General features: G+C 39.3%; 21 protein-coding genes. 5 read left to right on the plus strand and 16 right to left on the minus strand.

The features are described 5' to 3' along the window. Window positions 1-17 precede the first annotated feature (17 nt). From LZF95_RS20370 to LZF95_RS20380, 3 genes are read right to left on the minus strand one after another with little or no spacing between them, the layout of a single operon-like run. Complete coding sequence (locus LZF95_RS20370) at window positions 18-836, minus strand: DUF3822 family protein (RefSeq protein WP_233756956.1); 819 nt, start codon at window positions 834-836, stop codon at window positions 18-20. Window positions 837-847: 11 nt separating this feature from the next. Beyond that, window positions 848-1,429 (minus strand): hypothetical protein, encoded by a 582-nt coding sequence (locus tag LZF95_RS20375; RefSeq protein ID WP_233756957.1) that lies wholly within the window; start codon window positions 1,427-1,429, stop codon window positions 848-850. A gap of 48 nt (window positions 1,430-1,477) precedes the next feature. Then, window positions 1,478-1,987, minus strand: a complete 510-nt coding sequence (locus LZF95_RS20380) for an NUDIX hydrolase (RefSeq protein ID WP_233756958.1) — start codon at window positions 1,985-1,987, stop codon at window positions 1,478-1,480. 14 nt (window positions 1,988-2,001) lie between these two features. Here LZF95_RS20380 and LZF95_RS20385 point away from each other — a divergent pair, with 14 nt between their 5' ends. Then, complete coding sequence (locus LZF95_RS20385) at window positions 2,002-3,453, plus strand: ATP-dependent RecD-like DNA helicase (protein WP_233756960.1); 1,452 nt, start codon at window positions 2,002-2,004, stop codon at window positions 3,451-3,453. 341 nt (window positions 3,454-3,794) lie between these two features. After that, a complete protein-coding gene (locus tag LZF95_RS20390) occupies window positions 3,795-4,190 on the plus strand; it encodes a DUF1573 domain-containing protein (RefSeq protein ID WP_233756962.1) in 396 nt (131 codons plus the stop codon). 402 nt (window positions 4,191-4,592) lie between these two features. On the opposite strand, the gene LZF95_RS20395 is transcribed toward LZF95_RS20390, so the two are convergent. The 12 genes from LZF95_RS20395 to LZF95_RS20450 all read right to left on the minus strand — a co-directional run bounded on the left by LZF95_RS20395 (window position 4,593) and on the right by LZF95_RS20450 (window position 16,357). Continuing rightward, entirely contained in the window at window positions 4,593-5,441 is an 849-nt protein-coding gene (locus LZF95_RS20395) for a metallophosphoesterase (RefSeq protein WP_233756964.1), read from the minus strand. A 212-nt stretch (window positions 5,442-5,653) separates the two neighbouring features. Next, complete coding sequence (locus LZF95_RS20400; protein ID WP_233756967.1) at window positions 5,654-6,205, minus strand: dihydrofolate reductase family protein; 552 nt, start codon at window positions 6,203-6,205, stop codon at window positions 5,654-5,656. A gap of 1 nt (window position 6,206) precedes the next feature. Next, a complete protein-coding gene (locus LZF95_RS20405) occupies window positions 6,207-6,518 on the minus strand; it encodes an RNA polymerase alpha subunit C-terminal domain-containing protein (protein WP_233756968.1) in 312 nt (103 codons plus the stop codon). Between the two features lie 635 nt (window positions 6,519-7,153). Further along, on the minus strand, window positions 7,154-8,740 hold the full coding sequence (gene abc-f, locus LZF95_RS20410; RefSeq protein WP_233756970.1) for a ribosomal protection-like ABC-F family protein: 1,587 nt from the start codon (window positions 8,738-8,740) through the stop codon (window positions 7,154-7,156). A gap of 145 nt (window positions 8,741-8,885) precedes the next feature. After that, complete coding sequence (locus LZF95_RS20415; protein ID WP_233756972.1) at window positions 8,886-9,986, minus strand: Fic family protein; 1,101 nt, start codon at window positions 9,984-9,986, stop codon at window positions 8,886-8,888. 127 nt (window positions 9,987-10,113) lie between these two features. Then, on the minus strand, window positions 10,114-10,941 hold the full coding sequence (locus tag LZF95_RS20420) for an SDR family NAD(P)-dependent oxidoreductase (protein WP_233756973.1): 828 nt from the start codon (window positions 10,939-10,941) through the stop codon (window positions 10,114-10,116). 81 nt (window positions 10,942-11,022) lie between these two features. Next, complete coding sequence (locus LZF95_RS20425; protein ID WP_233756974.1) at window positions 11,023-11,916, minus strand: AraC family transcriptional regulator; 894 nt, start codon at window positions 11,914-11,916, stop codon at window positions 11,023-11,025. Between the two features lie 181 nt (window positions 11,917-12,097). Beyond that, complete coding sequence (locus tag LZF95_RS20430) at window positions 12,098-12,592, minus strand: hypothetical protein (protein WP_233756975.1); 495 nt, start codon at window positions 12,590-12,592, stop codon at window positions 12,098-12,100. A gap of 27 nt (window positions 12,593-12,619) precedes the next feature. Next, a complete protein-coding gene (locus LZF95_RS20435; RefSeq protein WP_233756976.1) occupies window positions 12,620-13,045 on the minus strand; it encodes an OsmC family peroxiredoxin in 426 nt (141 codons plus the stop codon). A gap of 76 nt (window positions 13,046-13,121) precedes the next feature. Beyond that, window positions 13,122-13,970, minus strand: a complete 849-nt coding sequence (locus tag LZF95_RS20440; protein WP_233756977.1) for an AraC family transcriptional regulator — start codon at window positions 13,968-13,970, stop codon at window positions 13,122-13,124. Between the two features lie 551 nt (window positions 13,971-14,521). Then, entirely contained in the window at window positions 14,522-15,391 is an 870-nt protein-coding gene (locus LZF95_RS20445; RefSeq protein WP_233756991.1) for an AraC family transcriptional regulator, read from the minus strand. A 117-nt stretch (window positions 15,392-15,508) separates the two neighbouring features. Further along, complete coding sequence (locus LZF95_RS20450; protein ID WP_233756978.1) at window positions 15,509-16,357, minus strand: SDR family oxidoreductase; 849 nt, start codon at window positions 16,355-16,357, stop codon at window positions 15,509-15,511. Between the two features lie 42 nt (window positions 16,358-16,399). Between LZF95_RS20450 and LZF95_RS20455 the strand changes: the two genes are divergently transcribed. Next, window positions 16,400-16,570 carry a hypothetical protein gene (locus LZF95_RS20455; protein ID WP_233756979.1) on the plus strand — a complete coding sequence of 57 codons (171 nt, stop codon included), beginning with the start codon at window positions 16,400-16,402 and terminating at the stop codon, window positions 16,568-16,570. 460 nt (window positions 16,571-17,030) lie between these two features. Here the strand turns inward: LZF95_RS20455 and LZF95_RS20460 are convergent, their stop codons facing one another. Next, window positions 17,031-17,372 carry a helix-turn-helix domain-containing protein gene (locus LZF95_RS20460; RefSeq protein ID WP_233756980.1) on the minus strand — a complete coding sequence of 114 codons (342 nt, stop codon included), beginning with the start codon at window positions 17,370-17,372 and terminating at the stop codon, window positions 17,031-17,033. A gap of 97 nt (window positions 17,373-17,469) precedes the next feature. On the opposite strand from LZF95_RS20460, the gene LZF95_RS20465 reads away from it, so the two are divergent. After that, on the plus strand, window positions 17,470-18,513 hold the full coding sequence (locus LZF95_RS20465) for an aldo/keto reductase (protein WP_233756982.1): 1,044 nt from the start codon (window positions 17,470-17,472) through the stop codon (window positions 18,511-18,513). A 785-nt stretch (window positions 18,514-19,298) separates the two neighbouring features. Beyond that, window positions 19,299-20,585, plus strand: coding sequence for a group II intron reverse transcriptase/maturase (ltrA, locus tag LZF95_RS20470; RefSeq protein WP_233756984.1), 1,287 nt, complete (start codon window positions 19,299-19,301; stop codon window positions 20,583-20,585). Window positions 20,586-20,795 lie beyond the last annotated feature (210 nt).

The following is a 20,795-nucleotide window of genomic DNA, read 5'->3' on the forward strand; positions in this document are numbered from 1 at the left end:
TGTCAGGGTGTTATGGCTTAGTCAAATTGCCAATTTGTTTCAAATAAATTAATGGATTTCAAATGTTTAAACCCATGTGTGTAGGTTTGGTTGGCATGGGCAGCTAAGAGTCGGAAATTATGGAAATATTCCTTTCCCCAGCTTTCAGAAACACCACTTTGGTTGGTTGCGCCAAATACACTTATCCGCACCAGATTCCTTTCAAACTTGAGTTGCTCTATGAGAATCAAGGCGTACTTCAGAATATCGTCCTTTGAACCTATATCGAACACATTGAACGCTGCCAGTTCTTGGTTGGAGAATGCGGCTGCATAGATTTGCTTACCTAAAATGCTGATGAGGATTTCCTGGCCTATGAGGTTGAATCTTTCTTTGAACAAATAAGAGAGAAAAGATACGGCGCCATGATGAAATGAAAGCTCCGTAAAGCGTGCCTCAAGTGACTTTTTTAGTTTTGCGGAAACACAGGAAACTACCTGGAGGTTATTGCTGTCCAGCCCAGTACTGAAATAGCTGGTATGGGCTGGTAGATCCAGTGCAAAACCCAAGTAAGATGACTCTTGGCCAGGCTGGTACAGTACCCCGGGTACCAAGCTGAACTCGGGCTGATGCAGATAAACTGTTGCGGGCAGATCGGTTCGTAACAATTGATCTGAGACAAGTAGTTGCTCCAGAGAACTCCATTCAAAATCTTCGTACAGGTTGATACAGATATTTGTCCGGTTCTTGTCCTTGGCAAAAATGAACAGAGACTCAGGGTACAAAAAAAGTGATAGGCTTGCTGTGTCTTCCACATCAAACCTATCACTTCTAAATACTTTCAGATTGCTTTCCAAAATAGGAGGTTTTATTTCCAGTTACCTTCAGTAGAGGCATCTGTTCTTGAACCTACTTTCAAGGCTTTTTCGTTGTTGTTCAATCTTCTATTCGGGTTGATCGGAGCAGGGTCTCTGATCTCGAATACTGATACTTCATACGAGTTTCTCTCTACTTTGCTGGCGAAGAATTCAAATTGTTTTCCTCCTGAACCAGGGACGGTCGCCAATGCATCTAAATTGAAGTTAGGGTATTTTCTTTCGTTGAACAGGGAGTCAATTACAGCTACAGAACCTAGCGTGTCATAGGTCACGGTAGTCTCTTCGGCGCCGTAATCAAGGATCTTGGTGGTTTCCTTTTTCTGTATAAGCCAAATCTTACCGGTTTGGATGAAGGTTTTCAGTTCATTCCAATCATTGGCATATCTTCCGTTAGAAGCTTGGAAAGCTAAGTTGGCATCTCTGAGCATTTGCAGCTTTTCGATGATTGCAGCTTCGATGAGCGCGATTCTTTTTTCTTCTTCAACTACGTCATCAACACCCTTCCATAGAAGGTAGCCAAGACCGATTGCCACTAGGAAGAAAACCAAGGATAGTACTTTTGATAAATTCATTTGCTAAATTTTTAAGAATCTGGGTAAGGTTGAAGGTTATAAATCGTGCTATTTTAGAGAATTATTTCCAAAATTAAAATATCCTCGCAACAATACTAAGTCCTCAAGGGAATTAATTCCCCAAAAGATTTGATGAAGGGCGGCATGAGGCAATGACTGGATTTCAAATATACTCATCCATTTGACTTCTTCGATTATTTGGGAGTCAGGATACAGTTCTGGATCTATTCCCCGGATTAATTTCCCCCCATTCCGCTTCACCAGGAAGAAATGTTCCATGGCATGAAGTGGGACATCAAGGTATTCATGGACGAAAAGATAGTCTTTTACTTCTATATGAAGGCCAGTTTCTTCCAAAAATTCCCTTTTTAGATTTTCCGCAGCTCCATGTCCGAAATGCATGCCCCCTCCAGGTACAGACCAAAAGTACCGGTCATTGCCCATCAGGTGTTTGATCATGAGGATTTTTCCATCTTCTATGAGAATGCCATTTACCCTTGAGCGGAGTTGATTTCCAAATTTCGCGCTGATTTCCTTGCTGATGTCCTTGTTTGCCATTTACATTCGCTTCTATGGGTAAAGATAGCAAGCCTTTGTGGAGGCCTTCCGATTTTCTGGTTAATAAGTTCCCTTTTGAACCTACTTTGGGGCAGCATACTTTTTTCAAGAAAATGGATGCGTTCCTGTTAAGTGATTCGGAGATAAAACAGGCTTTTGTCCTGCGGGGCTATGCAGGGACTGGAAAAACTTCCCTGATTTCTGCTTTGGTGCAGATTCTCCCTAAACTCTCGCTTCGTTCCCTTTTATTGGCACCTACCGGACGAGCTGCCAAAGTGATGAGTAATTACAGCGGTAGGGCTGCATTTACCATCCATAAAATCATTTACAAGCCAAAAGCCGAAGATGGCAGTTTGGGAGGGGGATTTATTCTTCAGAAAAATTATTACAAGGACACGGTATTTATCATCGATGAGTCTTCTATGCTGGCCGACGACGGGGGGATGTCCGGCAACTTGCTGGGGGATCTTATCAGCTATGTATTCCATGGACAGAACAACCGGCTGATCTTAGTGGGGGATACGGCCCAGCTTCCACCTGTAGGCAGTGAGTACAGTCCTGCTTTGGAGTCTGGTTATTTACAGCGTCACTATCGCCTAGACACAGACCAGGTAGAGCTTACGGAGGTAATGAGGCAGAAATTGGAATCTGGGATTTTATATAACGCCACCAACCTACGACTCGAAATAGTGAGTGACACGCCTAAAATCCTGATCAGCACACAGACTTTCAAGGACACTTTTAAGATGACGGGAGAACGCCTCGAGGATGGCTTGCGCTATGCCTATGATAAGTATGGGGCTGAGAATACTATCATCGTGACCCGTTCCAATAAAGCCGCTGTACAATACAACCAGTATATCCGTAGGATGATCCACTTCTATGAGGATGAGATCAGCTCAGGTGATCTCCTGATGATAGTGAAGAACAATTACACCTATATGGCTGAATCGGAGAAAGTGAATTTCCTTGCTAATGGGGATATGGCGGAGGTTATGAAAATCAGGTCTTTTGAGGAATTGTATGGTTTGCGATTTGCCACGTTGGAGCTTAGACTGCTTGATTATCCAGATGAGCCCCACTTTGAAGCAAAAGTGATCCTGGATACCCTGTATTCTCCAAGCCCTTCTCTGACACGGGATCAATACAGGAGCCTGTACCAGCAGGTATCGGAGGACTATGCGGATATAGCAAGCAAGAAAGAACGGATGGAGCTTATCAAAAAAGATCCTTACCTAAACGCCCTACAGGTGAAGTTTGCTTATGCACTGACCTGTCACAAGGCTCAAGGGGGGCAGTGGAAGGCGGTTTTTGTAGATCAAGGTTACCTTACGGAAGATAAAGTGGATAGGGAGTTTGTACGATGGCTCTATACTGCCATTACCCGGGCTACGGAAGAATTGTATCTGGTGAATTTTTCCCATAGCTTCTTTGTGAAACCTAAGGGAGTGGATGGGGAGGAGTGATGGAAGTAAGAATCAAGAATCAAGATTTTAGAACCAAAAAACCAAGAGCCAAGATTTAAAGAATTGAGATCCAAGCCGGGGGCCGCGGCTGGAAATGCGTGAGAAAAGATTTCGCAAAGAATAGAACGGGAGTGGCCTATGACTTAGGCCTGGGCAGTGGAGAAGCAGGTGAAAAAAATACAGCCGTGCCCTCAGCTGTTAATATATTTAAGCATTATGAAAGCGCTTTTGGCAAGGTATTTTCAATATAAATTGTGAAGGAGACATCCAAAAGCTTTGAATTCCGTTATTTTGAAGTTGACTTAAAAAATTGAATATTTGAGTATCAAATAAGTATAGCCATGAAAAAATTAGGAGTATTATTGACCGTCTTTGCTTTGGTGTTTGCATTCAATGCCAATGCTCAGGAACAAAGTGGTGCATCAATCACTTTCAAAGAAAAATCCATTGATTTTGGGGATATCACCCAAGGAGATAAGGTTTCCCATACGTTCGAACTTACGAATACCGGTTCCGCTCCGCTGATAATCTCCAATGTAGCCGCTACCTGTGGATGTACCGTCCCAAGCTGGCCAAAGGAGCCAATCGCTCCAGGCAAATCGGCAGAGATCAAGGTGTCTTTTAATTCTGCCGGCAAAATGGGGAAACAGAATTCCGTAGTGAGAGTTTACTCCAATGCTTCTGAACCGATCGAGAAAGTCTCTTTGATTTCGAACGTGCTTCCTAAGACGAAGTAATCAGAAAATAAGACAGCATAGCATAAAAGGCCTTCCGATTTGTTTTGGGAGGCTTTTTTCTGAATATCTGAGATGCTTATCTTAAAGTTTTCATGGTTATCTAAGCTGCCGCCATTTCTAAAAAACAGGTGTGAAAACCAGTCACTTCACGGGGCACGGGTTCCTTACCTAATTGATAAATCAACCTATGAAATTTTTCGTTTTGATAGGCGTCTAATCTTTTTTATATCCCATTTTTGATTTTTCAGTAATTTATGTCGCGCACGGGCATTGAATGTAAATAATACAAGTAGCAGTAACGGCAGTTTACTTATGGTCTTTGGTAGTCTTCTGCCAAGGGTTACAGTGAAAAACCCGACCAGCCATCATAGGGTCAGGTCCGGTTTCTCGATTGGCCGCAGCTTATCCACTGTTTGTTAGTTCAAATATTGTTATTTCAGGTCTGACATTGAATCTTACTTGCCATAAATGACCTAATGCTCTGTTTATGTATAATGTTCTGTCGTTGCTTAATTCTATCTGCCCCGCTGAATACTTTTTGTTCTTTACAGGAAGCATTGGAGCAGGAAGGAAAGGCGGTTTGACCTGTCCTCCGTGAGTATGTCCTGATAATATCCAGCTATTATAGTTTCCCCAAATATTTAAGTCGCAAACGTCAGGATTATGGCACAACACAATGTTTGCCTTGGATTTGTCAAAGCTATTCATTGCTTTTTCAGGATTGAAGTTTAGCCCCCAAAAATCGTCAAAGCCAATAAAGTTTAGTCCGTTCACCTCTGTGCTTTCATTTCTTAATAAGTTAATTCCGTTACTTTTAAGCATTTCCGAAACTTTGTCTGCAACTGCGCTTTGCGACCAATTTCGCCCGTAGTCGTGATTGCCTAAAATGCCAATAGTTCCTGCTTTCCCTTTAACTGCGTTCTTTAATGTCTCTTCTAATTTGTTATACTGAACTTCGTCTTTGTAGGTACTTACATAGTCCCCAGTATAAACAACAAAGTCAGGGTTAAATTCTCTTGCTTTTTTGAATGAGTTAATTATAAAATGATAGTCAAAACGATTTCCAATATGAATGTCACTTATTTGCATAAGCGTCTTACCAACTAAATCCCTTGACAAATTCTTTATTGGCATTTTAACTTTTACAAATTCCAACCAAAATGGTTCAATTTGCCAAGAATACAAGCCGCTGAAAAAACCTATTCCGGAAAGTCCCCAAAAAGTCCTTTTTATAAATTTTTGTCTGTTCATCCCTAGCTGTCTAAAATTGCTCTAACGTCAGTTCGTCTAAAAACCCTCATTCGGTTTAAATGTAAGAAGACCTTTTTTTTGGTTTCCCGCTTGATTTCAGGCCTTGAGGGTTTCCTTCTTGCTTGGGCAAGCTCGGTCTGATATTTGGCAAGCTTTTCTTAGATGTAGGCCAGGGGAGTTCGATTTTCTAGGCGGTTAGTTGTTTTTCTTTGTCAGTCATTTTTCAGTTGATAATACAGTATTATAGCTCCGCCGTTAAAGTTTTTAGTCTTAACGAGATTTAAAATAGTCCTGTCGTTTATGTTTTCAAATAATTGTAACCCTTTCCCCGCAATAACTGGATAAATGCAAAGCTGGAGTTCATCAATCAACCCAAGGTTTATCAGTTGTATAATTAAACTGCGACTACCAACAAAAACATCCTTTCCTGGCTGTTGCTTGAATTCTAGAACTTCATCTTTTAAGTCACGTTTTGTCAAAGTTGCACTTTCCCACCCCACATTTTTAAGTGTCTTCGAGAAAACTATTTTTGGGATTTTGTCAATAGCACTAGCAAAGTCGTTCATTGATTTTTCATCGGAGGGTTTTTCTAAAAGCGTTCGCCAAAATTCCATAAGTTGATATGTTGTTCTTCCATATAGAATTGCGTCCCCCTGTTCCAATAATTCTGTATAATGCTGATGTATTTCTTTATCTGGAATCCCTGCTGTATGGTCGCAATTTCCGTCAAGTGTCATATTGAGCGCAGCTATTATTTTTCTCATATTATTTAATCTTTTTATGATCATTCTGCTTAAAAGTCAAACCTTCATCTTCAAGTGATTTTCTGAAAATTGGTAATGAAGCTTTTCCTATTCCGTGCAGATTTAAAATTTCCTTTTCCGAATAAGCAGATAATTTCTGAATAGTATCAATTCCGTAATAAATTAGCGCATTTCTTGCGGGATTGCTCAACTTAGCCAAAAAACCTGAAGAAGGTTCTTTTAGTTTTTCGCAAGTCGGACATGTTGGGCAATCTGTGCTTTTGTAGAAGGTATGTCCGAACTTACAAGTTCTTTTTGTTTTCTGTCTAACCATATTTATAGACTTAATTTTCCATAGCTATTATTATATACTTTTCCTTTTTTGGGACGGGTGAGTTTTAAGCTTGACCAAATATCATTAATACTCAAACAGGTGCTTTCAATAAGCCCAAAATCATTACCCAATTTAATCAAAGACTTAAAAATATTTAGATCAGTTCCCATATTCCACCTTTAGGCCAAGAAACCCACAACATTCCGTTTGGTTTCAAGTGTGGCCTAGGTTCAGGAAAGTGGGGGATGAATTCGGCCTGTGAAGAGATGTATGGTAAGCAGTGACTGCCCAAATGAGGATCTTCGAAAGCCGTCTATCCAACATCCGCAACTCAATTTTAATTCTTGGTTTTTGTCGGGCTGGCGAAGCCATGCCCATGCCACAAAAAAGCCCTTCCAGAACGGGTTTGGAAAGGCTCAAAATAATCTGATTTTTTTTCATTCTATACTGAACCGGGACTGAGCGTCAAGAAATGATCCGGGTGGATTATTATAGCGGAGGGCCGGAATGCAGGGGAGCTACTGCCTGTCCCGAACATCGGGATACGGTGGTATGAGGCCTGTGTGCCGTGGCGTGGGCGCACCTCGCTAACTCGACAGTTGGCGAGGCCGTCTCGATTAGCATCTGTACTTCTATCAGAGTTGAATTGTCTGCTCAATTTTTGTCTCCTCCAAAAAAGTTTCATCGTGTGATACCACAATCAACGTGCCTTGATAACCATTAATGGCTGTCGTCAACATTTCAATGTTTTGAATATCCAGATTGTTTGTCGGCTCGTCCAAAATAATAATGTCAGGCGATTGGTTACTAATCGTTAGACAGCAAAGTATTAAACGCATTTTTTCGCCACCACTTAATGCACTACAAGGTTTATCCCAATCATCTTTGGTAAATAAAAACCGATTGAGCCTGATTTTTATTTCGTGCTCCTGTAGTGATGAAACGTTGAATTGTTGAGCTTGTTCATAAACTTTGAGTTGGTTGTCAATCAACGAATAATCTTGGTCTATATATACCGCTTTATTGTCTGCTCGGTAAACTGTCCCTGTCTGTGTTTCTAATTGACCTAAAATTATTTTGATTAAAGTTGTTTTGCCTGAACCATTTAAGCCTTTCAATACGAAGCGTTCGCCACTTGTGATTTGGAAACTCAAATTGTCTTTCCACAATGGTTGATTGCTGTAACTATAATTGATTTCATCAGCTTTGAAAAGAATTTTCCCTTTGTGCAACGCTGAATTGTCAAAGCCAAATTTCATTTTGTCAATGTCTGGCAAAGCAGAACGCAGCTCTTGTAATTCCTCTTTTATACCTCCAATTTTCTCAGCGTGAACTCCTTTCATTTTGGATGTGCTGTTTTCAGCACTATTCCTTATAGTATTCATCATTATCCTTGCAACGCCTGCTTTTTCTTGCTTGCCTTTTCCCTGACTATCTAATTTTTGTTTCCGTTCCAAAGTTTCCCGTTCCTTTTCCTTTGCTTTTCGCAATGCCTTTTCCTTGCTCTGCAAATCCTGGTTTAAAGCATTGTTCTCTATTTGTTTTTGTTCGGTATAGAAGTCATAATTGCCGCCATAAATTGTTATCCCTCGTTTGCTTAATTCAGCAACCTTGCCTAAAAGGTTTAAAAGTTTCCTGTCGTGGCTCACAAGGATTAAGGTGCCTTGCGTTGATTGAATAAAATCGTACAAAAGCTGTCTTCCAGCAATATCCAAATGATTACTCGGCTCGTCAAGCAAAACCAATTCTGGTTGATGAATGGAAATGCCAGCAAGGAATACCTTTGTTTTTTGTCCTCCGCTTAATGTTTCCATTTTTTGCGATAAGTTCAAATTGGTTAATTGCCAATGTCTCAAAGCCTCGTTACAGCGTTCTTCAATCGTCCAATCATCGTCAAGTGTCGTGAAATTTTCTTCGCTTACCTTGCCGCTAATAATTTCTTGCAAAGCATTCAATTTGTTTTCAACTTTCAGTGCTTGTCCAATAGTGAGGTGATTGTATTGCCCGAAGATTTGAGGGACAAAATAAGGTTCTGTTTCTACAATTAACTGACCTCCCAAAGGCTGTAATTCATTGGCAATTAGCTTCAGTAAAGTAGATTTTCCGGAACCGTTGTTGCCGATTAAAGCAATTTTATCGTGATTCCTTACTGTTAGATTGATGTTGTCAAACAACAGGTTTTTGTTGGGATGGGTATATGAAATATTCTGTAAAACAAGCATAATTCCTTTCTATTAAAGATGAATGAATGGGGCAAACCATTTGTGGTTTACCGTCTTTAATTGTCTGAAAGAAATTTTTTTTTACACTATCGTGGCTTATATTTAAGTTGCAAATATAGGTTTTTCTTTTTTGTCGTTTGGCTTTTCATTTTAGTTTATCTTGTTTACCCTCTAAAATTTTCAATAACTGTTCATTCAAATACAATTTTTCTTTTCCAACTTTTACTGATTTTAAAAATCCATTTTTTTCCAATGTTTGTAAATAGTTGCCGACTGTTTTTGGGTTACCAATGTTTCCGTTAATCAAATGTTGGCGTTTAGTGTAAGGTAAACGGAACAAAATTTCAATCAAATCTTTTGAATAAATTCTCGGTAATTTCTTTTTTATTTCGTCAGCAGTTTTTTCCAGTGCAAGCGTGATTTTGTTCAAACGTTCCAACCCTTTTATGGAAGTTACTTCAATCATATCCAACATATATAAAATGTAGTTTTCCCAATCACTGTTTTCGGTTACGCCACGTAAACACTTGTAATATTCTGCTTTGTTTTTGATGATGTATTCACTCAAATAAATTGCTGGCGTGTCAAGCAAACCCGAAAGTTTGAGATACAACAACAATAAAATTCTTCCTGTTCTTCCGTTACCATCCGAAAAAGGGTGAATGGCTTCAAATTGGTAGTGCATCAATGCCATTTTGATAAGTGGGTCAATTGTATCGTCTTCATTGATGAACTTTTCAAAATTCGTTAGTTTCTCACGAATAATAGGTTCTCCGTTTGGTGGTGTGTAGATTACATCGCCTTTTGTGCTGCTCAATGTTTTGCCGGGCGTGTTGCGAATGGAAGCTGTATTTGGTTTGATACATTGAACGATTCTTACACAAAGATTAGTCGTGATAAACGGCTTTTTCTTTAATTGTTCTATTCCTAACCAAAGAGCCTCGTTGTAACTCAAAACTTCTTTAGTTGCTGAATTTTCAACTTTTTTGTCGGCAACTAGCGATTTGTAAAGTTCATCGTTTGTTGTGATTATGTTCTCTACCTCAGAACTTGCTTTTGCTTCTTGCAAATAAATCGTGTCTAAAAACAAAGTAGGATTTGGTAGGTTAAGCAAAGTTCCGTTCAGGTGAGCCAATGCTCTACCAGCTGAAATAGTTTTGCGAAGTATATTTTTCGTTTCTACATCTGTCTTTGGCGGTAAGAATGGCAGGTCGTTGTAAGGTGTTTCTCTGTTAAATTTGCCCATTTTGTTGAAGAGTAAGTTTTACACTCGTTTCTAATACAAGGGCAAAAATACGAAATTTTTACTCTCGTTTATATAACCCCTATCTCCCTACTCAATTACCAGCCGTTTTTTTGTCTGTCAGGTTTCATTATTCAAAATCTGTCGAAAAGGAAACTGTTTTCCATTGTTCTATTTCTTGTGATAGTTGAGCCATCTTGTTTGTTGCTCTTTTATGGGCATCACTACCCAAAAACAAAAGTGTTGGCGGATTTTGGTTACTCACTAATTCAATAAACGTGTCGGCAACCTTGTCGGGATTTCCTAATTGTTTGCCGTCTAAATCATACATTCTTTGATGCGCTGCTCTCAAAAAACTGTACTCATCAATTTGTTTTTCGCTAAACGCAATGGAGTCTGGTTTTGCAAAATTGGTTCGAAATAAGCCGGGTAAAATAGCTGTTACGTTTATGTTCAACGGTTTCAAATCAACCGACAGTGCTTCTGATAAACCCGTTACGGCAAATTTTGCCGACGAATAAATACTCCAACCAAGTCCTGGTGCGAAACCTGCGATTGATGAAATGTTAATGATATGCCCCGACCGCTGGTTTCTTAAGTAAGGTAGTGCTTGCTGAATTACTTTTACAACAGCAAAAAAATTGATATTGAAATTGTCGTTTATTTCTTGCTCTGATAATTCCTCAATTGCTCCGCCAATCCCATAACCTGCGTTATTTACAATTGCGTCAATTTTACCAAAAGTGTTTATTGTTTTTTCTAATGATGCTGCGATTGATTTGTCGTTTGTCAAATCAACTTCCAAAGGCAAAAAGTTTTCACTTGCAATGTCAGAAAATGCGGAAACTTGTCGTGATGTTGCAGCAATTTTATGTCCTTTTGATAATAGTTGCTTTACTAATGAACGTCCAATACCTTTTGACGATCCTGTGATATACCATACTTTCAAATTGTCCATTTTTATACTTTTTAGTGACTGCAAAAGTAGAATGGTTTATTCGAGTAGTGGTAGTAGAAAGAAAACCCTTATTTGTAAAAATCAAACCAATCTAAAAGAAGTTGGGTTTATTCCTGTTTGTTTTTTAAAGAACTTATTAAAGTGGGCAAGGTCGTCAAACCCCAACGTTTCGCTTATTTCAGAAATTGTCCAATCTGTGTGTTTAAGTAATATTTTTGCTTCTGTGCATATTCGTTCATATATGTGTTCGCGCGTTGTTTTTCCTGTAGCTTTTTTCACACACCTATTAAGATAATTAACGTGGACAAACATTTTCTCAGCATATTCATTGGGCAAACGAAGTTTTAGTTTGTCCGATTTGTATTGAACAGGGAATTGTTGTTCCAATAGTTCCGAAAAAATAATGGTAAGCCGTTTACTTGCATCGCCATATTGAAAAAGATTTTCGGGCGGTGTCCATTTCATTGCCAAAAAGTATAATTCACTAACGTAATTTCTAATCAAATCATACTTGTAAATATAATCTCCTTGTACTTCTTCGAGCATTTTAGAAAATAGATTTTTTGTTTCCAGAAAGTTGCTTTCTGATAGTTTGAAAATGGGCGGACTTGATGATTTGAAAAGAGAAAAACTGTCTAAATCTAACCTGTAATTACCTTGAAAAAATGCACTTTTAAAAACGCAGAAATAGCCTTTTGTTTTGGCTGATAAAGGTTCGTATGAATACGGGATATTCGGGTGAAAAAACATTAAAGTATTTCCGCTTACTTTGATATTTTGGTTGCCGTATTTAAACGTGTTTTCGCCCGAAAAAAGCATTATTTTAAAGAAGTTTCTACGAACGTGAACGGGTAATTCTTCGTTTCTTTTCATTCTGTTTTCTATGCGAAACACATTAAACTGCCCGATTGTTTGGTGCAGGTTTTCGGGATGTTTATTGAATTTATGTTGATAAAATTGTTCTATGGTTTCCATTGCCAAATTATTGACAAAGTTAAACAATTAGTAAAAACAAAACTAAAGTTGAAAACAAATTGTCTGTCTGCCGTGTCGACTTGTGCAGTTGGTTTAACATTTCGGAAAGCAGATGTAGTATCTGATTATTGCAGCACAAAAGTCAATCTCAATTATTTTGCAATGTGTTGCTAACAAGAGTTTAGGCAGTAGCTTTTTTGTTTATTTTTTTTTGTTGTATAAACTGATAAACTGAACCTGCCACAAACAAGATCAAGAAAACAAGAAGTGTTTTAGCTATTACAGGGTCTGTTGGTGCTTTTGCCAAAGGATGTCCAACTGGAACACGGGTAAATGTTTCGTTAATTGTGGGAACCCACGACAAGAAAAAGCTAAACGAAAGAAAGAAGTTTTCAAAATATCGGCTTCTGTTACTTCCTTGTTTTTTAGTATGAAGAAAGTAGGCCCAAACAACTAAAGCAACAATAAATAGAGCAAAAATATGACCCGGGTTAAAGCCACCCAATTTAGATAGTCCCAATGCTGTAAGTGAGGTAATTAGCGTGCAGTAAAAATATATTTTACCTGTAATGTGGGTCAAATTTATCTTGCCGTATCGTACATAAGATATAATTGCCGCTACAATAGCGATAATGCCAATGATGGTATGAAAAATACCCAAAGTAGATAATCCCATTATTCAAATATTTTAATGTTGTTTGTTTTAATAGATAAAATGTGCTTCTGAACTAATTGCCGTATTCAAAACTTTAGAAATTAAACAGTTTTTTTCAGCTTCCTTCGTAATCGCTTCAAATTCATCCGAATTAATGCCGGAAACATTACCGGTTATGGAAAGATGTATTCCCGTAATTCCCATATTGTCCATAGAAACGGTAGCTTCTGTGTCTAATGATGTTGGGCTTAACCCTTTTTGAGTTAGCGCAAAACTAACCGCCATTGTAAAACAGCCTGCGTGGGCTGCAGCTAACAATTCTTCGGGATTTGTCCCTTTTTCTTCTCCTGTAAAGCGAGTTTTGAAACTATAATTGGTATGGTTTAAAACTTCACTTTCTGTTGTCAAATTCCCTTTTCCGTCTTTAACATTGCCTTCCCAATGCGCCTTTGCTGTACGTTTCATTTTTTTCATTTTTAAAATTTGATGTCATTATTGACTATGCAAAGATGGAGAAGATTGGAAGGATAGATTTTGTAAATTGGCTCAATTATTTGGCAATTTGGCTCAATCGGTAAGTTGTGGGAGATGTATGGTATTTTTCGTTGAAACTCTTAGTGAAATTTGCAAGGTCATTAAACCCACAATCAAAGGCAATGTCGGAAATACGTTCATTGGAAACCACAAGTAGCTCTGCCGCTTTTTCTAATTTTCTGGTTTTAATATAATGGGCAGGGGTGTCGTTGTACAACTTTACAAATTCTCGCTTAAATGAAGAAACACTTAAATTTGTTTGCCGTGCCAGTTGCTCCACTGTCATTTGTGAAAATAGATTTGCTTCAATTATTTGTTTGAATGTATATGTTGTTGGGGAAAAAAGTTGGGACAATATGATTTGAACCGATGCGGCATCTCGTGTTTGCGATAATAAAAGGATAATTTCTTTCAGTTTCAAAATCAAAATATCTTCGTTGACCAGGGACGGGTTTTCAAAATAAAACAGTAAACTTTCAATATATTTTTGGATTAGAAAGTCGTTATTTATTTTTTCGCTCGACTTATTTGAAATTGTGTTTTTAGGTGTATGGACTATTGCGGGTAACTCTTTGTCGTAGATTTTTTTCAGAATATCTGCGTAGAATGTAACAATTACAATCTCGCAATCATTTTCGGAATTTTGTATTTTGTTTCCGGAGTTTAAGCAATTCAGAAATAGGGAATAATTGGACGGAATGTTTATTTGATAATCCTCCTTTTGATATAGAAGTGTACCTTTTTTGACAAATAAAAAACACGCCTGTTCGTTAACCGGAAAACTGTATTCAGCTGGTGATGTTAATACAATTTTTTGTACAAGGGTCTTTCCATACAAATCAAATTTTTTATAGTTATTTATCATATAAGTTTTGGCAATTACGTTGTAAAGATATTTCAGGTTTTTATTTATCCGTTATATTTTTCCTAAAATCAGCAAAGAACCGTCCACCTGTACAAAAGTTGATAAAAGCACTGTCGCCAAAGTTTAGCATAAAGTCCGATTAAAATTCGGCAGCGAACAGTCCACCGCAGACTTTAAAACTGTCGGGTTGTGCGGTCGTGTAAAATGGCTGGTAACGGTCAAGTGCATGAGCAGTAGCGGCTTTACGCACTTACTGTTCAGTTTAGAACAAAGATAGCTAAAAAGTAGAAACTTTGGATTTAGCATTTTCCCCGCTATTGCTTAATACACATCGTGTGTGCCCAGCATGGGCATCTGGTATCGAAGATATCAAATTATTCCAGAGGGTGAAATGCGAAGCATTCATGAACTCCGATGAAAAAAGAAGCTTCGTGAATAAAGTCCCTTAAGCGCGGGAGTAACGCCCCGAAGCCAAGCAAGTGGCAAGCTGGTCTGCCGTGAGGCATGCGCTGAAGGAAGCGAGCCTGCAAACCCCGGTTCCAACGAATCCATTAATTGAAAGAAGCTCTAAACTCTAAAGGACTTTGATTAGTTTTGCTCTTAAACAACTTACTAAAACTTTGGCTATGCTCAAAACCCAATTCGTAAGCTATTTCGCTAATTGTAAGGTTAGTCGTTGATAGCTTCTCTTTTGCTTTTTCGATGAGTTTTTCGTGAATATGTGTTTGGGTAGAATTGCCAGTAAGTGATTTTAAAAGACTGCCTAAATAATTGGGCGAAAGATGCAGCTGCTCAGCCAAATATTGAGCTGTGGGTGTTCCTTTTTCAATAATATTGTCATCGTTGAAATAGTTCTCTAAAATGGATTCTACTTTTGCAAGTATCTGATGGTTGGTTTTGGCTCTTGTGATAAACTGTCTTTGATAAAATCTTTCGCAGTAGCCCAACAATTGTTCTATCTGAGCAATGATGATGTTTTGTGTAAACTTATCAATGGAAGAATGATATTCTCTTTGTATGTTTTTTAAAATATCTATAATTACGGATTCTTCTTTTTCAGACATAAACAAGGCTTCATTGACATTATAGCCAAAAAACTCGTACTTACTTATAGACTTTGCCAAATTTGTATTCCAAAGAAAATCAGGATGGATAAACAATAATAAGCCTGTTGGTTTTACTGTTTGCGTTTTATCAATAGTAATACTTACCAGTTGTTTTGGGGCTACGAATGTCATCAGTCCTTCATCAAAATCGTATTGCTGCTGACCGTATTTAAACTTGCCTTGAATATTTCTCTTTAAACCAACGGAATAGAAATTTTGCATCCAACTTATTTCTGTTTCATCGGTTTGATACTCCACCATGCCATAATCTACCAAACTTACTAAGGGATGTTCTGGCTTTGGCAAACCACTCATTTTATGAAATTCGGCAATGGAATTGAAACGATAAATTTGTTTATTGCTCACGTCTTCAAAATCAATGACAAGGCTCACGTTTGCCAAAAGCCCTGTCAAAGTTAAAATTTATTTGAATTATTTTGCGTAATCTGTTGATTTGCTCAAAGTTTCATTGGCAGCAAGTGCATTTTGTAAGATTTCAATCTTGTTGTTTGCCATACCGAAAGAGTCTGAACCCATGAAGAAATGCAATGGTGCATTTTCCATTTCTGCTAATTCTATAAACACATCGGCTGCTTTGCTTGGGTCGCCGGGTTGGTTGCCCACCATTTGCGTTTCGTGCCATGCTTCGGTGTTACGGGCAGCTGTGTAGTCTGCGATAGGGTTGGCTGCTAATTTCATAGAACCTTCTTTTAGAAAATTGGTATTGAAATAGCCCGGGTAAACGATAGTGGCTTTTACATCAAATTCTTTTGCTTCTACCGAAAGGGCTTCTGTTAGACCAACTACTGCAAATTTTGTAGCACAATACACACCCCATCCTGGGAATGCACCCAATAAACCTGCAATAGATGAAATGTTGATTACATGGCCTGCTTTTTTAGCTCTGAAATGTGGCATAATGTTTCTGGTAACATTTAGCAATCCAAATACATTGATGTCAAAATTTTCTCTAGCTTCGGCATCGGTCATTTCTTCCAGTGTACCCAATTGTCCATAACCAGCATTGTTTACTAGCACATCAATACCACCAAAGGTTTTGATTGTAGTTTCGATAGCTTGTGATACACTACCTTCATTTAATAACTCTACTTGTAGAGGCAAGAAATTGGAATTGTCAGCACCAACGGAATTGGTTAAAGATTCTACACTTCTTGATGTAGCTGCTACGTTATAGCCTTCTGAAAGTAACTTTTTTACAAGAGTTAATCCTAAACCCTTTGAGGCACCAGTTACAAACCATACTTTTTTTGAGTTGTCCATTTTTTTATTTTTTATTGTTATTGAATAATGTGATTATCCGCAATGATGCCAGTAACCCTATTCTCTTTGCTTTACTGGACGGAAGACCGAATACGGGTGACCGAAGTGGCCTTGACGCTGGTGTTTTCCGAATCCTATGATGCTTTTATTGTTTTACTGGCAGAAAAGCGGATATACCTATTGAATAATTACACTGCAAAGATGCTGTGCTAAAAAAAGATGGATGTAGCCGTATTAATGGTCGTTGTGCTGAAATCAACGATTGGGGATTTTTAATTGACTTTTTGGGAAATTTTGGTGGTGTGTATGCTTTGGTCTGTTAGTTTTTGTCTGTCTGTGGAGCCTACACGGTTGTGAGGTTAGGGTTGCCACCAAATTGACCAAAAAGATGGTCGTTCCAACGGGTGAAATGCGAGGCATTCATGTACTCCGATGATAAAAAGAAGCTTCGTGAATAAAGTCAACCTACAATCCAGAGAACCGCTCCCGATTCATCGGGAAGACCCGTACCGCCAGTTCCGAGGGTCGGGATACGGTGGTGTGAGACCTGTGCGCCGTGTCGTAGGCGCACCTCGCTAACTTAACGGTTGGCGAGGCCGTCTACGACTTGCGGTTCGTTGTTTTATATTCTCTTGTTTGTTTATCTCTATTTTCATTTTTTGAATTGTTAAAATCAATTCCCTGATATTACCTTTCTATGGTCTCTGCCCCAATATACCATCATTTCAATCATAGGAAACAATGTTTGACTGTATTCTGCCAAAGTATATTTCACTACAACAGGTGTGTCATCATATACATTTCGATTGATCAACTTATTTTGTTCTAATAACTTTAATTCAGACGATAACACTTTGCTTGTAATAGGCGGGACATAACGTTGAATATCCCTAAAACGGGTGTTTCCTCTTTTTATGGCGATTAAAATTGGTAGTTTCCATTTACCATTTATTACATACAAAGTATCTTGTAGATAGTTGATTATTTCTTTCTCGGATAATTTTTCCTTTTTCATTAGTTTCTATTCCCTACTGGTTTCCTTTGGGTAACTGGTTACAAATATATACCAAATATTCCATACTTTTGCCATGCATCAAAAACAATTCAAACAAATGGATAAAATAGAATATCGTGTATTGGGAGATAGTGGAATTAACGTAACAGCTATGGGAATCGGAACTCAAGCTTGGGGAAAAGAGAGTTTTGGCTATGGTTCAAGATATACTGAAAAAGACGTTTTTGAGGCATTTCAAGCAAGTCTGGATGCAGGGGTTAATTTCTTTGACACTTCGGATAGTTATGCAAAAGGAGAGTCTGAAAGACTATTAGGTAAATTCTTTAAGAATGATGGTCGTCCTGTTGTGATAGCTTCCAAATTCACGAAATCCAAATGGTATGACCCGGGAAATTATAAATCGCCCAAAGATGTGCTTCCTGCAATAGATAATAGTTTAAACAATCTCGGTCTTAAACAATTAGACCTTTATCAGATGCATTACCCTGAATCACAAAGTAAAATAAATGGTTACTTGGATGCACTTGCCGAAACAGTTAAAAGTGGAAAGGCAAAATCGATAGGTTTATGTAATTTTAGTGCTGACCGTTTGCGGTATGCTTATGAATATTTAGACAAAAAAGGTGTTACTATTGCTTCAAATCAAATAGGGTATAACTTGTTATTCAGACATCCCGAAACCAATGGATTATTGAAAACCTGTGATGAACTGAATGTAGCTCCAATTGCTATTCTTCCTTTGGCAGAAGGAATTTTGACTGGTAAATACAGGGTTGGTGGCTTGGATTATCCCAAAAATGTAAAGTCCATTATGAAAGTTACACAATTGGACATTTTCGGTACTGGACACCCTACTTTCTGGTTTAAAAGTCTATTCAAAAAGCCTTATGAGTTGGAAAGAGAGAAACTGGAGCCACTATTTGAATTGATGGAAAACATTGCTTCTTCCCACCAAGCTACTATCGTACAAGTTGCTTTAAATTGGTTGTTAAACAGTCATCCCAAAATGATTTATATTCCCGGAGCAAAAAATTTAAAACAAGTCAGTGATAATCTTTCTTCTTTGAAATGGAAATTGACTTCTGATGAATTTCAAAAAATCAGTAAACTTGAAAGAGAACTTTGGAACAATTATAAATAGGTTGAATTTGTAAACCGTCTTAAAAAAAATCGAAAAGTAGTGAAAGGGCAATCCGTCTGTATCGGTGTTAGGTCTGTAGTTAGTCATGATTTTATTTTGTGTCGCTACTGGAATACGTTCTTCCATTTTTGTCTGGTACGTCTTCGTCACAATGCCCGCTAACGTTTTGGCGCTTGGCGCAGTGGCGGATTTCGGAGCACAAAACTGTCAATACACCACAAATGTTGATGCGAGGTAGAATGTTCAATTAACCAAGTCACCCGCCATTGAGCCAAACGCCTGTGTGTGCCCAGCATGGGCATCTGGTATCGAAGATACCAAATTATTCCAGAGGGTGGAAGTCCCTTATGTGCGGGGGTAACGCCCTGAAGCATTAGCAAGTCGCAAGGTGGTTTGTCGTGAGACATGCACTGAAGGAAGCGAGCCTGCAAACCCCGGTTCCAACGAACAGGAACTGGATACGGAGGCCAGTAAGGTCGGATGAGGTAGCACAGCATACTGACGTCCAAAGGTTGGGGAACCAACATGCACCTTGCTGGTAGATCCAGTGGATATTGGGGGAAGGAATATGCCCTTACCTGGGGAGATCTCTGGATGTCGAGAACATCCAAGAGAAGTCAGCCGAAGTCATAGTAGCTGGAGAAACGAGCAGGGACTGCTAAAACCATATCCCTGACGGCCTCACAAACCAGTGAAGGACTGAACGCTGGATTACGTCCAAATTCGATGGGGAGTACCGTATCGGTGCAGCCTCATCTTAAGCGGACAGGGTTAATAATGTAATTATGATAGAAAAAGTACTCAACCGTAAGAACCTCTACAAAGCCTACCGACAGGTGGTGCGGAACAAGGGTTCGGCAGGGGTGGACGGCATGAAGGTCACCGAACTGCTCTCCTACCTGGAAAGCCACAGGGACGATATTGCCACCTCCATCCTGAACCACACGTATGTACCCAAACCTATCAAAGGGGTCGAAATACCCAAGAGTAACGGAAAGACGAGATTACTTGGAGTCCCAACAGTAGTAGACAGATGGTTACAACAAGCGGTAAGCCAAGTGCTGATGACCAAATACGAACTCACGTTCGAGGAACACAGTTACGGCTTCCGCCCAGAGAAGAACATCCATAAGGCAGTGACACAAGCCCTGGAAAACATCAATGATGGCTATCAGGATATAGTGGATATCGACCTCAAGGGGTTCTTTGACGAGGTTGACCACTCTATTCTCCTGCAATTCATCTATCAGCGGGTAAAATGCCCAACAACCCTGCGGCTTATCCGAAAATGGCTACGTGCGCCGATCCAGATTGACGGAGAACTGCACAAACGTAGAAAAGGCGTTCCGCAGGGCTCCCCGATCAGCCCCTTACTGAGCAATATCCTACTGGATGTTCTGGATAAGGAACTGGACAGGAGAAACCTAAGATACGTCCGCTATGCTGATGACTTCAGCATCTACACCAAGTCAAAAAGAGAAGCCAGAAAAGTGGGAAATGAGATATACCTCTTTCTAAGGGACAAACTCAGATTGCCCATCAACAGGGAGAAAAGTGGCATCCGAAGACCTTCCAATTTTGAGTTGTTGGGACATGCTTTTGTCCCGACCTATCAGAAAGGAGTCAAGGGAAAATACCAGCTGGTGGTGAAACAGAACAGCTGGGATTCCCTCAAACGAAAGCTCAAGCAGATTTCCAAGAAAACCAGACCATACAGTCTTGAGGAAAGGTTGAAAAAGCTTGCAGAAGTCTGGCGGGGATGGGTAAACAATTACCGCCTTGCGAGTATCACCGCAAAGCTGAAATCACTCGATGAATGGCTGCGAAACCGACTTCGCTACTGTATCTGGTCCGCCGCGGCGGAGAAGAAGCCCGAGCGGAAACGTAAAAACCTCATCAGATTGGGAGTTGACCAAGACCATGCTTACGCATGGAGCAGAACCAGAAAAGGAGGATGGGCGGTAGCCCAGAGCCCGATTTTGATAACCACCATTACTTTGTCTCGCCTGAGAAGAAAAGGATACGAATCGATGCTTGCCTATTACCTCAAAACACAACCTACAATCCAGTGAACCGCCGTATACGAGACCCGTACGTACGGTGGTGTGAGAGGCGCACCTCGCTAACTTAAAGGTTGGCGAGGCCGTCTACTCGATTGCACTAAACCTGCGGTAGTTTCAAGAGCAGCCAGAAAGAGGTAACTTTTTAGATCATTTATTAACTCTTATCAATCATGAAAAAAAAAGGAAAACCTCATCCAGACTGCCTGTTCTAATGTAGCA

Source organism: Algoriphagus sp. AGSA1 (assembly GCF_021390545.1).
Taxonomy (GTDB): Bacteria; Bacteroidota; Bacteroidia; order Cytophagales; family Cyclobacteriaceae; genus Algoriphagus.